This window comes from Hyphomicrobium album, from assembly GCF_009708035.1.
GTDB lineage: Bacteria > Pseudomonadota > Alphaproteobacteria > Rhizobiales > Hyphomicrobiaceae > Hyphomicrobium_A > Hyphomicrobium_A album.
Genome location: NZ_WMBQ01000001.1, coordinates 1385327 through 1398593, shown reverse-complemented (window position 1 = coordinate 1398593; position 13267 = coordinate 1385327). Strand labels below are relative to the sequence as shown.

General features: G+C 66.3%; 14 protein-coding genes and 1 tRNA gene. 5 read left to right on the top strand and 10 right to left on the bottom strand.

The genetic code is table 11. From position 1 onward, the window contains the following. Window position 1: 1 nt before the first annotated feature. Window positions 2-3112, bottom strand: a complete 3111-nt coding sequence (locus GIW81_RS06835; protein ID WP_154738526.1) for an efflux RND transporter permease subunit — start codon at window positions 3110-3112, stop codon at window positions 2-4. 10 nt (window positions 3113-3122) lie between these two features. Then, on the bottom strand, window positions 3123-4454 hold the full coding sequence (locus GIW81_RS06830; protein ID WP_324614920.1) for an efflux RND transporter periplasmic adaptor subunit: 1332 nt from the start codon (window positions 4452-4454) through the stop codon (window positions 3123-3125). A 319-nt stretch (window positions 4455-4773) separates the two neighbouring features. On the opposite strand from GIW81_RS06830, the gene GIW81_RS06825 reads away from it, so the two are divergent. After that, the gene (locus tag GIW81_RS06825) at window positions 4774-5091 is read left to right on the top strand and encodes a hypothetical protein (RefSeq protein ID WP_154738525.1); all 318 of its coding nucleotides are present in this window, start codon (window positions 4774-4776) and stop codon (window positions 5089-5091) included. A 4-nt stretch (window positions 5092-5095) separates the two neighbouring features. Here the strand turns inward: GIW81_RS06825 and GIW81_RS06820 are convergent, their stop codons facing one another. The 6 genes from GIW81_RS06820 to GIW81_RS19200 all read right to left on the bottom strand — a co-directional run bounded on the left by GIW81_RS06820 (window position 5096) and on the right by GIW81_RS19200 (window position 9566). Beyond that, a complete protein-coding gene (locus GIW81_RS06820) occupies window positions 5096-6373 on the bottom strand; it encodes an NCS2 family permease (RefSeq protein ID WP_154738524.1) in 1278 nt (425 codons plus the stop codon). An 88-nt stretch (window positions 6374-6461) separates the two neighbouring features. Continuing rightward, entirely contained in the window at window positions 6462-6902 is a 441-nt protein-coding gene (locus tag GIW81_RS06815; RefSeq protein ID WP_154738523.1) for a hypothetical protein, read from the bottom strand. Between the two features lie 56 nt (window positions 6903-6958). Continuing rightward, window positions 6959-7273 (bottom strand): hypothetical protein, encoded by a 315-nt coding sequence (locus GIW81_RS06810; RefSeq protein WP_154738522.1) that lies wholly within the window; start codon window positions 7271-7273, stop codon window positions 6959-6961. Between the two features lie 172 nt (window positions 7274-7445). Continuing rightward, window positions 7446-8720 (bottom strand): GGDEF domain-containing protein, encoded by a 1275-nt coding sequence (locus tag GIW81_RS06805; protein WP_154738521.1) that lies wholly within the window; start codon window positions 8718-8720, stop codon window positions 7446-7448. A 154-nt stretch (window positions 8721-8874) separates the two neighbouring features. Further along, entirely contained in the window at window positions 8875-9114 is a 240-nt protein-coding gene (locus GIW81_RS06800; protein WP_154739550.1) for a GlsB/YeaQ/YmgE family stress response membrane protein, read from the bottom strand. A 173-nt stretch (window positions 9115-9287) separates the two neighbouring features. Then, on the bottom strand, window positions 9288-9566 hold the full coding sequence (locus GIW81_RS19200) for a phenylacetaldoxime dehydratase family protein (RefSeq protein WP_267873812.1): 279 nt from the start codon (window positions 9564-9566) through the stop codon (window positions 9288-9290). On the opposite strand from GIW81_RS19200, the gene GIW81_RS19010 reads away from it, so the two are divergent. Beyond that, the gene (locus tag GIW81_RS19010) at window positions 9494-9649 is read left to right on the top strand and encodes a hypothetical protein (RefSeq protein ID WP_229309097.1); all 156 of its coding nucleotides are present in this window, start codon (window positions 9494-9496) and stop codon (window positions 9647-9649) included. The genes GIW81_RS19200 and GIW81_RS19010 overlap by 73 nt on opposite strands. 6 nt (window positions 9650-9655) lie before the next feature. Beyond that, window positions 9656-9994, top strand: a complete 339-nt coding sequence (locus tag GIW81_RS06790) for a hypothetical protein (protein ID WP_195930544.1) — start codon at window positions 9656-9658, stop codon at window positions 9992-9994. Between the two features lie 125 nt (window positions 9995-10119). On the opposite strand, the gene GIW81_RS06785 is transcribed toward GIW81_RS06790, so the two are convergent. Both GIW81_RS06785 and GIW81_RS06780 read right to left on the bottom strand, forming a co-directional pair. Continuing rightward, a tRNA-Gln gene (locus GIW81_RS06785) sits at window positions 10120-10193 on the bottom strand. 111 nt (window positions 10194-10304) lie between these two features. Further along, complete coding sequence (locus tag GIW81_RS06780; protein ID WP_154738518.1) at window positions 10305-11135, bottom strand: M15 family metallopeptidase; 831 nt, start codon at window positions 11133-11135, stop codon at window positions 10305-10307. A gap of 186 nt (window positions 11136-11321) precedes the next feature. Here GIW81_RS06780 and GIW81_RS06775 point away from each other — a divergent pair, with 186 nt between their 5' ends. Both GIW81_RS06775 and GIW81_RS06770 read left to right on the top strand, forming a co-directional pair. After that, window positions 11322-12536, top strand: a complete 1215-nt coding sequence (locus GIW81_RS06775; RefSeq protein WP_324614919.1) for a Ppx/GppA phosphatase family protein — start codon at window positions 11322-11324, stop codon at window positions 12534-12536. A gap of 11 nt (window positions 12537-12547) precedes the next feature. Next, window positions 12548-13264 carry an RlmE family RNA methyltransferase gene (locus GIW81_RS06770; protein ID WP_154738517.1) on the top strand — a complete coding sequence of 239 codons (717 nt, stop codon included), beginning with the start codon at window positions 12548-12550 and terminating at the stop codon, window positions 13262-13264. Window positions 13265-13267: the final 3 nt, after the last annotated feature.

Sequence of the window (13267 nt, the reverse complement as noted above, 5' to 3'; positions counted from 1 at the left end):
CTTACTCGGCGGGGAGGTTGGCGCTGGCCGCCGCATGCGCCGGGGCACCGGAGATGCGGGCGCGCAGCCGCTCCATGGCGAGGTAAATGACCGGGGTCGTGTAGAGCGTCAGTAGCTGGCTCAAGAGCAGGCCGCCGACGATGGTGATACCGAGCGGGTTGCGCAGCTCCGAGCCGACGCCGCTCTCGATGGCGAGCGGCAAAGCGCCGAACAGCGCGGCGAGGGTCGTCATCATGATGGGCCGGAAGCGCAGCAGTGCCGCCTCGACGATGGAATCGCGCGGGTTGAGGCCGCGCTCGCGCTCGGCGTCGAGCGCGAAGTCGATCATCATGATGGCGTTCTTCTTGACGATGCCCATCAACAGGACGATGCCGATCAGCGCCACCAGCGACAGGTCGAGGCCGGTGAACATCAGCGCCAGCAGGGCGCCTATGCCGGCCGACGGCAGGGTGGTGAGGATCGTGAACGGATGGACGAAGCTTTCATAGAGCACGCCCAGCACGATGTAGATCGTCACGACCGCGGCGAGGATCAGCCACGGCTGGCTGCGCAGCGAGGAGGCGAACTCGCTGGCGTCGCCGAAGAAGCTGCCGGTGACAGATGAAGGCATCCCGATTTTTTCTTCGGCGTCGCTCATGATCCTAACCGCGTCGCTCAGCGCCGCGTGCGGCTCGAGGTTGAAGCTGATCGTCTCGGAAGGGAACTGGTCCTGGTGGCTGACGGCGAGCGGCGCGGTCGTGTAGCTGATCTTGGCGATCGCCGTGAGCGGAACCTGGCTGCCGTTCGACGAAGGGATATAGAGGCGGTTCAGCCGCGACGGGTCGCTGCGGAATTGCGACATCGCCTCGAGCACGACGCGGTACTGGTTCGCCTGGGCGTAGATGGTAGACACCTGCCGCTGCCCGAAAGCGTCGTTCAGGGCGTCGCTCACTGCCTGCACCGTGACGCCGAGCCGGCCCGCCACCTCGCGATCGACGTCGATACGCGCGCGCAGGCCCGTGGTCATCGTCTCGAGGTTCACGTCGCTCAGTGCCGGCGACAGCTTCAGTTCGGCGCCGAGCTTCTGCGTCCATTCCTTCACTTCCGCCGCGTCGGTGCTGACGAGCGTGTACTGATATTGCGCGCGGCTGGTGCGGGTGGCGATCTGCACGTCCTGCACCGGCTGGAAATAGACGGTGACGCCGGGGATGGTCGACACCTCGCGCTCCAGCCGGGTGATCACGTCGGCGATGAGCAGTTTGCGTTCGGCGCGTGGCTTCAGAGTGACCTTGATGTGCGAGACGTTGGGCGTGGGGTTGAGCTGGCCGACGCCGACGACCGACACGACGCCTTCGACGGCCGGGTCTTTGCGTATGGCCGCCGTCACCTCGGCCTGCAGGCGAGAGATCTCGGTAAAGGAGACCTGCGGCTCGGCCTCCAGCACCGCAGTGATGAGGCCGGTGTCCTGCGCCGGCAGGAAGCCCTTGGGGATGGCGACGTACATCCACACGGTGATGCCGACCGTGAGCACGGTGATCCACAGCGTTGCCGTCTGGTGGCGCAAGACCATTTCGAGGCTGCGCCGGTAGCCTTCCACCACGGCGTCGAGCATCCAGTTGAAGGCGCGGCTGACGAAATTGCCGCGGCTCTCCGGCTCATGCTTCAGGAGCTTCGCCGCCATCATGGGGGTCAGCGTCAGCGAGACGATCGCCGAGACGACGACGGCGATCGTCAGCGTCAGTGCGAACTCCCGGAACATGCGGCCAACGAGGCCGGTCATGAACAGGAGCGGGATGAAGACGGCGATGAGCGACACGGTGAGCGAGATCACCGTGAAGCCGATCTCGCGGGCGCCATCGAGGGCGGCTTGGAGCGGCTTCTGCCCCTTCTCAATGTGGCGGACGATGTTCTCGATCATGACGATCGCGTCGTCGACGACGAAGCCGGTGCCGATGGTCAGCGCCATCAAGGACAGGTTGTCGAGTGAGAAGCCGCAGAAGTACATCACCGCGAAGGTGGCGATGAGCGACACGGGTAGCGCCACGCCGGCGATGATGGTGGCGCGGCCGGAGCGCAGGAACACGAGCACGACCATCACGATGAGGGCGACCGACAACAAGAGGGTGAACTGCACGTCGTGAATCGAGGCGCGGATCGTGTCGGTGCGGTCATGCACTAGCGTAAGCTTCACGCTGGTCGGTAGCGCCCGCTCGATGCGCGGCAGCTCCGCCTTCAGGCGATCGACGGTCTCGATGACATTGGCGCCGGGCTGGCGCTGCACGTCGATGATGACGGCAGGCGTGCCCTGGTACCAGCCACCGACCCGGGCGTTCTCCAGCCCTTCCTCGACCGTCGCCACGTCCTTCAAGCGCACGGGCGCCGCGTTGCGGTAGGCGACGACGATCTCGCGGTAGGCCTCCGCCGAAGAGATCTGATCGTTGGCGGCGATGGTGTAGCTCTGCGCCGGGCCGTCGAGCGAGCCCTTCGGCCCCGAGACGTTGGCCGAGGTCACGGCGGTGTTGAGATCCGAGATGCTGAGCCCGTAGGAGGCGAGCCGCGCCACGTCCGCCTGGATGCGCACCGCCGGGCGGATGCCGCCTTCGACCGACACGTGACCGACGCCGGTCACCGTCGACAGCCGCTGGGCGATCAGCGTGTCGGCGAGATCGCTCAGCTCGCGCATCGAGACGATGTCGGAGGTGATGGCGAGCGTGACGACGGGCGCGTCGGCCGGGTTCACTTTTGCGTAGGTCGGCGGATAGGGGAGGTTGCGCGGCAGCGTCGAGCCGGCGGCGTTGATCGCAGACTGCACGTCCTGGGCGGCGGCGTCGATGTCGCGCCCGAGGTTGAACTGGAGTGTGATCTGACTGAGGCCGTAGGAGCTGGTCGAGGTCATGGTCGACAGCGCCGGGATCTGCCCGAACTCGCGCTCGAGCGAGGCGGTGACCAGCGTCGACATGGTCTGCGGGTTAGCGCCGGGGAGCTGCGTCGAGACCTGGATGGTCGGGAAGTCGACCTGCGGCAGCGACGACACGGGCAGCCAGAGGTAGCCGAGCGCGCCGCCCAAGACGGTGGCGAAGGCGAGGAGCGAGGTTGCGATCGGCCGCGTGATAAAGGGGGCAGACACACTCATGGGGCGACGCTCATTGCGTGGCGGCGGGCGGGCTACCCGCTTCCCTCCGGCGCCGGCCGTCGCCGCGCTTGCCTTCGCGCTTGCCCTGGCGGAAATCGCCGCGCAGGTCGCCCTGCATGTTGGCGGGCGTGCTCGGGTTGATCGATGCGGTGTCGCCGGCCGGCGGAGTGGCATTCTTCGCCTGCGGGGTGCCGCTTCCCGACGCGCCAGTGGGTTTACTGTCCTCGCCGACCTTGACCTCGGCGCCGTCCTTCAAGCGCGCGAAGCCGGTCGTCACCACCAGGTCGGAGGCCGCCACGCCCTTGCTGACGACGGCCAGGCTCTCGTCTTGCTGGACGACGGTGACATTGCGCACTCCGGCCTTGTTGTCGCTGCCGACGACGTAGACGAACGTCCCGTCGGGGCCACGCTGCACAGCCGAGGTCGGCACGACGACCACCTGCTCGAGCGTATTCAACAACAGACGGACGTTGACGAACTGGCCCGGCCAGAGTTGCAGATCTTTGTTCGGGAAGTCCGCCTTCAAGCGGATGGTGCCGGTCGTCTGATCGACCTGATTGTCGATGACCTGCAGTTCGCCCGTGTCGAGAACGTTGTGGGAGTCAGTTTCCAGCGCCTCGACCTTCAGGGCACGCTTGGCGACCGCGCGGTTGATGTCGGGCAGGTCCTGCTGCGGCAGCGTGAACAGCACCGAGATCGGCTGCACCTCGGTGATGACGACGATGCCGGCGTCGGAGGCACGTACGAGGTTGCCGACGTCGATCATGCGCATGCCGGTGCGGCCCGAGATCGGCGCCACGACGCTGGCGTAGCCGAGGATGGCCTGAGCGTTCTCGATTGCCGCCTGGTCCTGCTTGATCTGCGCCTCGAGCTGGACAACCAGCGCACGCTGGGTGTCGACGGTCTTGGCGGCGATGACGTTGGCGGAAAGGGACGTGTAACGCTCCAGGTCGCGGCGGGCGTTGGCAAGCAGGCTTTCGTCGAGGGCCTTCTTGGCGATCGCCTGGTCCAGCTGCGCCTGGAAGGTGACGGGGTCGATCTGGGCGAGACGGTCACCCTTCTTGACCTCCTGCCCCTCCTTGAAATCGATCGAGAGGATCTTGCCGTCCACCTGGGGGCGGACCGTGACCAGGTTGCGCGCCTTGGCCGAGCCGACCCCCTCCAGCCAAACCGGCACGTCGGCCAGCTTGGCCTGGGTGGCGAGCACCGGCACGGGGCCATCCGCCCGCGCCCAGCGGCGTCCGCGGGCCGGCTGGTCGCCGCCTTGGGTAAAATACAGGGCAGCCGCCGTCACGGCCCCTATCACCAGGGCAGCGAGCACCGATTTGAAGAAGCGTCCCACCTACGGATCCTGTCCTAGCCCCGCCCAGAGCAGCGGCCGCAAAACGGCAATACTGCGGCGCCTGGCAGCAAAACGGACGGTAGGGCTAAAAGCCGTCGTTCGGCGGGGTCCCCTACGCTGTGTTTGTAACAGAGGGTGGGGAGGGCCCGGCAGAAATCTCGGTTCAGCGAGGGGTGGGCTGCCCGGCAACACTCGGTCCGCATTTTAACCAGAGCTGCGCCGCGCCGCCGGCTGATCAACAGCTCGTCACGTCCACCCCATTGGCGGCAAACTGTTTCTGCGCTCCTATAGGGGGTAGCGTTCTGTGGAGGAAGCTTCGATGGGCAAGCGGTCGCGTTCCGACGGGGTCGTGTGGCGACCGGCGCGAAGCCGCCTCCAGATCCCCCTCATCGCGCTGTGCATCGCCGCCCTGGTCGCGCTCATCGGTTACATGAACGCCGGCGTCTATGACGAGACCCTGAGCGTGGCGCCAGGCACCGCAGCCATCGACGTGCCGGGGCACAAAGCTGCGCTGCGCGATGCCACTTTCTCGGCCGAGCCGCGTTCCGCCCCGCTGCCGCGACAAGCCGCGGCTCCGCGGCGTACGCCGTCGCCGCGCGGCGAGGTTCGCGAAGCCTCCGTCGACGCCATGCACTGACGGATCACAGCAGCGCGAAGCGCAAGACGAACAGCACCGCCAGGATGACGACGGCGACGCGGAGCTCAGCCCAGCGGCCGGCGAGCGCCTTGATGCCGGCGTAGGCGATGAAGCCGAAGGCGATGCCGTCGGCGATGGAGAAGGTGAGCGGCATCGAGATGATCGTCACCGCGGCGGGCAGGTACTCGGTCGGGTCGTCGAACTCGATGTCCTTCGCTGCCGCCATCATCAAGCAGCCGACGAATATTAGAGCTGGCGCCGTGGCGAATGCCGGGATCGAGGCGGCGAGCGGCGCGAAGAACAGCGTCGCCAGGAACAGGATGGCGACCGTTACCGCCACAAGTCCGGTACGCCCGCCCGCGTTCACCCCGGCGGCGCTCTCGATGTAGCTGGTGGTCGTCGAGGTGCCGAGCGCGGCGCCGGCCATCGCTGCGGTGGAATCGACGACGAGCGCGCGCTCCAAGCGCGGCACCGAGCCGTCCGGCAGCATCATGCCCCCGGCGCGCGCCACTGCGAGGATTGTGCCGGTGTTGTCGAACAGCACGACGAAGAAGAGCGTCAGCACCACGGCGGCCATACCGATGTCAAAGAGCGACGCGAGATCCATCTTGAGGAATACCGGCGCGATCGGCGGCGGCAGCGAGGCGACGCCCGAGAACGGCGCGAGGCCGAGCAGCAACGCGGCGACGTAAGCGGCGACGATGCCGATCAGGATGGCACCGTGGATGCGGCGTGCGTCGAGCGCCGCGATGAGGATGAACGCGGCGACTGCGATGGCGACGGCCGGCGTCTTCAGGTCGCCGAGGGTCACCAGCGTCACCGGATCGGCGGCGATGAGCCCGGCGCCCTTCATGCCGATGACGGCGAGGAACAAGCCTATGCCGACCGAGATCGCCATTTTCATCGACCGCGAGATGCTATCGATGATCCACTGGCGCGCCGGCGTGATGCTGACCAGAAGGAACAGAACGCCGGAGGCGAACACGGCGGCAAGCGCCGCCTCCCAGGGAACGCCCAGGCCCTTGACCACCGAGTACGTGAAGTAGGCGTTGAGGCCCATGCCGGGCGCCATGGCGATGGGGAAGTTGGCGTAAAGGCCCATCAGCGCCGACCCGAACGCGGCGGCGAGGCAGGTGGCGACGAACACCGCGCCGCGTTCCATGCCGGCCTCGGCGAGGATCGTCGGGTTGACGAAGGCGATGTAGACCATCGTCACGTAGGTGGTGAGGCCGGCGAGCAGCTCGGTCCTGACCGTCGTGCCGTTCTCCTGCAGCTTGAACATCGCGCTCCCCGATCCGGGCCATTCCGCCTCTCTTGTAGCGGGCGCAACGTCCTACGGAAAAGCCGATGACGCGATGTGACGTCTGTCACTACAGGCAAATGCCGTGATACTCGGCATCAAGTTCGGCGATCCGGTCCGCTTCGTCAGCTCGCCAGGCGACATTCCATACAAGGCGGCAAGCAAAGCTCCCGCCTGGCCCAGGCGTCAGGGTAAGGAGATTGGGGAGACGGGGGCCATGCTTCAGCCAGAAGCTGTCGTGGTAGACGTTCTCCGAGGAAAACCCTTGCTGAGTGAGCTCCTTGACGAACTCGGCCGCCGGAGTGCCGATAGGGAACCGGCCCAAAATCCGGGACGGAAATGCCTGGCTCGCGAGCGCAAATTCGGGCGGTAGGTCGGCGGCCAACGGCGAGCGCCGCGCAAATTGATATTTGTCCCACGCCTCATCCGCCATCAACAATCCGATGGACGCAGCGGCAATACCGACAAGGCCGGCCAGACCCACCAGCAGATATGAGATTATTCTCAGCACGCTCGCCTCCCCCCATCCCAGCGGCGCTTATATCGGGCGCGCGCAAGGTGCAGCCTCTACATCTTAGGCGTGGTGCCGCTGAAGAATTCACGGGGCATGCCGGGCGGCGTCGCTGCCGGCTGTTGCTGGGCCTGCGCTTGTCCCGCCTGCATGCGGCGCTTACGCGCGGCGGCGGCCTGAGCGGCCAAGCGCTTCTCGTCCTTGTCGGGCGCGCGCTTCACGCAATAGAGGGTCGCCGCCCTCATCGACGCGCGCTTGCGCATCTTGTCCGCGGCTTCCCGGCAAATCTCCATGGTCGGAAACCTGGAGGTCGACATGCGCTTGGGCCCGGAGCCGACTGCCATCACGATATAGAGCGTCGCTGCGTCCATGCTCATTCCCCCCTTACAGAACTCCGCCGGCGGAGGTGGCGCCATTGGCGCTGCGCGGCGGAGCCTGCCTTCTAGCATCGGTGGATGCCAAGACGCGATGCTTCCATGCACCGCACGTCAGTCCAACTTCGACACGCTGATTCGGGCGAAACTTGCGGCCCGCGATCCGCTGCTAGGCGGCGTCGGCGCCCGTTCCCCGGTACCGTCGCGACAAACGTTGCGCCGGTAGAAGCGGACCGCGCTCACCATACCACACGGAGTCGATTTCGCGTTCCTCGTGCTGCAACCCCTCCTGCGGTCCGATGACCTGCACGCGATTGCGTCCCGCCTGCTTGGCGGCATAGAGCGCCCCATCGGCGCGGTGGAAAAGCGCCCCGATGTCGCAAGCGATGTTGTCGTGCGCCGCGACGCCGATGCTCACGGTGCCGCCGACCGGCATGCCGTCGATGAACGAGGCGGCGTGGGCGAAGGCGGCGCGCACGCACTCGGCCTTGGCCGCGGCGACGCTCAGCCCCGTGCCCGGCATTATGGCGGCGAACTCCTCGCCGCCGAGGCGCCCCATGGTGCAGTCGGGATCTAGCTCGTCGACGAGCGTCTGGGAAAAGAGCTGGAGCACGCGGTCGCCGAACCGATGGCCGTAGGTGTCGTTGATCTTCTTGAAGTGATCGAGGTCGAAGAGCATGACCGAAAGGGGGTCTTCCTTGCGAACTCTATCTTGCAAGACCACGAGATCGGCCGCCTCGAACAGCGCGCGGCGGTTGGGTAGGCCGGTCAAAGGGTCGGTAAGCGCGAAGAGGCGCTGGCGCATCTCCTGCCGCTCCTTGACCATGGCGAGGATGACGAAGGCGAGCGCGACGCGGCCGAGGAAGGCGATGACGATTACGACTGGGAACCAGTGGCTGCCGTAGACGTGCGACACGTCCTTGATCGGCATGGTCAGCGCCAGCGGCATCCACGTCAGATAGCCCGCACCGATGAGAGCCAGAAGAAGACTCGCCGGCCAGCGCGAGGCCAGCCGCTCGGAGTGCGCGCGCGCGAACTCGAACGCCGTCATCAGGAACAGCGCGGCCAGCAGCGTCGAGGAGAGTATGAGCCTGCCGTTCAGCGATTGGGCGACGCCGAAGGCGGAGGCAATGACGAAGCCGGAGGGCCACACGGCGACGAGCAGCGGATTGAGCGATCGGCCGTTGAACTCGCGCACCGCCATCCACATGATGGCGGCGGACAGGATCATCAGCGCCTGGCCGAAGGCCACCAGCTGTGGGCTATTTGAGAGGGAAGCGGCGGCAGCGAACCCGATACCCGAGGCCATGACCAGCTGGGCGACACCCCACCAGCCGATGAGCGGGCTAGATCGTTCCTGCCACCAGACGAAGCACAGTACGAGTCCGACGATCGTCGTCGCGGAGAAAGTGACGACCGAGATGGTGGGCAGGTCGAGCGTCATTGGTGCCCCAAGGTGTGATCCGATGACGGATCATTGCGCGAGGCATTCTGTGGCGACGAGCATTTATGGCTTGTCTAGAAACTAGGTGAAATTGGAAGCATCGCAGGAATGCCCAAATTGCACCGCGGGTGCCTGGATTTTCGCGTCGGCTGTATCAGCGGCGCATGATGCCGAGCAGCACCAGGAGGACGACCGCGCCCAACGTCGCCGCCAGGAAGTTGCCGCCGGTCGTCGTCGGAATAATTCCGAGCTTGGGCAGGATCAGGCCGCCGATGCAGGCGCCGACAATGCCGATGACGATATTGCCGACGAGGCCAAAGCCGTAGCCCTCGACGATCCGCCCGGCCAGCCAGCCGGCAAGCGCTCCGATAAGCAACCAGCCAAGAAACGACATCGGTGCAAGTTCCATGCGGCTCTCCGTTTGGTCCGTGGGAATCGATCGGCAGCCGCAACCTACTAGTTCGTCATGCCGGCGTCATCGGCGGCGTATGTTGCGCCGCCACGAGCTCTTGGGGAGCGAGGGCCGCCGCGCAAATGGCGGAAATGGCGGCCGCCCGACGCCTCATCTCAAACTGCGCGCATCAGCCCCGTGTTGGGGTGGCAGTTGATGTACTCGTAGTGCTGCGCGTCGGCGTCGAACACCGACACCTCATGATACAGCTTCAGGTTCGGGAGTTTTTCCACCAGCCTCATGAAAGTGCCGAAGATCCGCAGATGCGTATGGTGCGATTCCGCCCAGCTCTCGAGATGGGCGCACGGCGAAGATGGCGCTCGTGACCGCGATGACCGTCTTCTACGCCGCTGTCTTCTTCTTCTCGCAGAGCATGCTCGGGTGGGCGGCGGCAACCGCCGTCCCGGAGCGCTTCCAGGTTCTGTGGACGCGCGTCGTCGAACCCAACCCCTCACAGCAGTTGCCGGGCGAGATCTAGCTGTGGGTGGAGGAGCTGGATGAGCGCAACATCGCCAGCGGTGAACCACGCGCATTCGTCGTGCCATATTCGCCGACGCTGGCCGAAAAGGTCTCGACGGCGCAGGTGGAGATAAAAAAGGGCAACCCGCAAGCCGGCACCCGCCAGGCTTTTGTCCCAACTTATGGAGCTGGCGGGGGCGCGCCGGCCGGTGTCAACATCAGGGACGTGTCGCAGGGCGCGATGCCGGGCGGTGATCCATCTGGCGGCGGGCTCTTCGATCCAGCCGCGCCGGGCGGTCAATCAAAAGCCATCGACCTCATTCCGCTACCAAGGCCGCTGCTGCCTCCGAAAGACGACCCCTGAAACGCCAGGGGTTCGTCGGCCACGACACGAGCGGTTGTGCGCATCTCAGTTGCCGGTCAATAAGTCGTACCGACAGACATGGGCTCTAGGCCCGAATGCATTGAGTTTTCGTGACAAATTAATGTTGGCTGGGGGACTAGGATTCGAACCTAGACAGGCAGAGTCAGAGTCTGCAGTCCTACCATTAGACGATCCCCCATTGCCGGGATCCGCGGCGGCACGTGGCCGCCGGAGGGGCGCATATAACAGTAACCCCGGGACCTCGCAACCGCTGGCGCGCCAACGCCTTTCGCCGCCGGTGATAAGTGCATCACGGGGCTGATGGCTGCGGCGCCTTCGCGGTGGGCCCGGCGCCGCCCTTCACGCCGATGAGTTCGGGACGGTACTCGAAGTGCATGGTGTCGTAGTGATACCAGCGGCCGCCCCAGATGAACCCATGCTTCTCGAAAATGCGGACGATCTCCATAGGGATCTCGTTCCTGTAGAGAAGTGCTCCGTCCTTGCCCGGCTTATCGTTGCGCCAGTAGTTCGAGCGCTTCAGCGCGATGTCGATGGCGATGGCGTGCCCGTGGGCGGAGACGCGGTTGGTGCCGGCGATGACGCGGCAATTGTAGGTGCCGGCGGACGGCGTGAGGAAAACGTCGAACGACGGCGCCAGCGCGTCGAGCTCGCGGCTCGCTGCGGCGAGTGCGGCCGCCGCGCCGTTCATTTTGTTGAACGGCAGCTTCTGTTTCGCCTTGGTTGGTAGCCACTCGACCGTCGTCAAATTCCCCTCGACCGCGCCCTTGCGGCAGTCGCCGTAAACCTTGTCGAAGAAGGCGGCGGTGCGCGCGCGGCCCGGGTCGATGTCCTTCGCCGGCGGCTTCGCTGCGGCGCCGACCGGATAGGGGATGGCGAACATGTCCGCGACGTCGGGACTATCGAGCCATTGCTCGAACGGCTTGTCACCCTTGCCATCATTGAGCGGCATGCGCGTGCCGTCGCGCCAGACGAGATCGTTGCCGTCGATACGCTCGAGCAGCCCGGGATAGGCCTCGAGCAGACGCGCGCGGTCGGCTTGGCTGAGCTCGGCGCCATGGCCGATGCCCGGCGCCAGCAGGGCCAAAACAACGCCGATCGAGAGGCAGGCAAAAGGGTGCATCGGTTAAGTCTATTTCAGCTACGGGGCGGCGAGGATAGCCCGATCTTGCCGGATGCGCTTTACCGCCTGCCTTTTGCTGCTTAGACTGCACACAAGTGTCATCCAGGAAGACGCCTGATGACGCGGCCGAATTGCAAATGTTTGCATCGAGTTACGGCCGTATGCCAGGCGCTGGAGCGAGGGATTGTGCAGGGCTATCCCGACGAGGGCGGCGCCTCCGAAGCGCCTGACGGCATGGCCAGCGGCGAGTTTCCCGCCGGGCTCTCCCCACAGTATTCCCCCATCGCTCAATCCGGTTCTCCGACAGCGCATTCGAACGGCGCCGGCGGCGGCAACGTGGCCGCTGCGCAGCTCGCCCGCGACGCGCGCCCCGAGGGTGTCTATGGCGCGCTTGACCTCGGCACCAACAACTGCCGGCTTTTGCTGGCGCGCCCATCGCGGCGCGGCTTCCGCGTCGTCGACGCGTTCTCGCGCATCATCCGTCTCGGTGAGGGCGTGAGCCAGACGGGGCGGCTCTCCGAGCCGGCCATGGCGCGCACCCTCGACGCGTTGAAGGTTTGTGCCGCGAAGCTCGGCCGCGCCAAGGTGCGCCGCTCGCGGCTCGTTGCCACGGAAGCCTGCCGCGTTGCCGAGAATGGGGGCGAGTTCCTCGCCCGTGTGCGGGACAAGCTCGGGCTCGAGATCGAGATCCTGACGCGCGAGGTCGAAGCGCGGCTCGCCGTGTCGGGGTCCGCCGCGCTCATCGATCCGACCTGCGACTACGTTCTCGTCTTCGATATCGGCGGCGGATCGTCCGAGCTGATCCTGCTCGATCTCACGCGCCGCAGCCGCCAGCGTGACCGCCGCTTCGCCGGACGCCTCGACGCGCAGCACTGCATGGTCGCCTGGACCTCGCTGCCGATCGGCGTCGTCACGCTGGCCGAACGCTTCGGCGGCCGGCACGTGGCGCCCGAAGATTTCGAGGCGATGGTCGCCGAGACGGTGCGCCTGCTGCGCGACTTCGAGGCGCAGCACAGTGTCGCCGAGCGCACCGCGGGGCGCCGCATGCACATGCTGGGGACCTCGGGCACCGTCACCACCGTCGCCGGCATACAACTCGGCCTGACGCGCTACGACCGCAACCGCGTCGACGGCTGCTGGCTCAGCGTCGGCGACGTGCGCGGCGTCACCACCGATCTGCTCGGCCGCAGCTACGAGCAGCGCATCGCCGAGCCCTGCATCGGCCGCGACCGCGCCGACCTGGTGCTCGCCGGTTGCGCCATCCTCGAAGCCATCCTGCGCATGTGGCCGTGCGAGCGCCTGCGCGTCGCCGACCGCGGGTTGCGCGAGGGTATCCTGACCACGCTGATGGTCGAAGACGGCGTTCTTTTGCCGGTGCGCCGCCGGCGCCGGCCGGCCTAGAGGCAATAAACATGACGAAGAAGGCTAGCGGCTCCAGCAAGGGACCGGGCGGCGGGCAGCGGCAGATGCACGTGCGCCTCAAGACGGCGCGCAAGCATCGCCCGTCGTCGCAGCGCTGGCTCGAGCGGCAGCTCAATGACCCTTATGTCGCGGCGTCCAAGCGTGATGGCATGCGCTCGCGTGCCGCCTACAAGCTGAAGGAGATCGACGACAAGCACCGTCTCTTGAAGCCGGGTGCGGTCGTGGTCGACCTCGGTGCTGCACCGGGCGGCTGGAGCCAGATCGCGGCGGAGCGCGTGCAGTCCGTCGCCGGCAAGGGCCAAGTGGTCGCCATCGACTATCTCGCCATGGAGCCGCTGCCGGGCGTCGAGGCGATCGAGCTCGATTTCACTGCCGAGGGCGCCGAGGCGCGGTTGAAATCGATGCTGCGCGACGGCCGCGCCGACATCGTGCTCTCCGACATGGCTGCGCCGACGACAGGCCACACGCGCACTGACCACTTGCGCATCATGGGTCTCGCTGAATCGGCCGCCTACTTCGCCTGCGACGTGCTGCGGCCGGGCGGTGCGTTCGTCGGCAAGGTGCTGCAAGGCGGCACCGAACGCGAGCTGCTCGACCTGTTGAAGAAGCGTTTCGCCAAGGTGCAGCACGTGAAGCCGCCGGCGAGCCGCGCCGACTCGGCCGAGCTCTACGTGCTCGCCACCGGCTTCCGTCCGGAGAGCACGTAGAGA

Bases quoted from the DNA above. Each gene is read 5' to 3' on its own strand.
- GIW81_RS06780 (WP_154738518.1), bottom strand. From the start codon at position 11,135: ATGCACCCTTTTGCCTGCCTCTCGATCGGCGTTGTTTTGGCCCTGCTG.
- GIW81_RS06805 (WP_154738521.1), bottom strand. From the start codon at position 8,720: ATGACGCTCGACCTGCCCACCATCTCGGTCGTCACTTTCTCCGCGACG.
- GIW81_RS06810 (WP_154738522.1), bottom strand. From the start codon at position 7,273: ATGGACGCAGCGACGCTCTATATCGTGATGGCAGTCGGCTCCGGGCCC.
- GIW81_RS06770 (WP_154738517.1), top strand. From the start codon at position 12,548: ATGACGAAGAAGGCTAGCGGCTCCAGCAAGGGACCGGGCGGCGGGCAG.
- GIW81_RS06800 (WP_154739550.1), bottom strand. From the start codon at position 9,114: ATGTCGTTTCTTGGCTGGTTGCTTATCGGAGCGCTTGCCGGCTGGCTG.
- GIW81_RS06835 (WP_154738526.1), bottom strand. From the start codon at position 3,112: ATGAGTGTGTCTGCCCCCTTTATCACGCGGCCGATCGCAACCTCGCTC.
- GIW81_RS06820 (WP_154738524.1), bottom strand. From the start codon at position 6,373: ATGTTCAAGCTGCAGGAGAACGGCACGACGGTCAGGACCGAGCTGCTC.
- GIW81_RS06825 (WP_154738525.1), top strand. From the start codon at position 4,774: ATGGGCAAGCGGTCGCGTTCCGACGGGGTCGTGTGGCGACCGGCGCGA.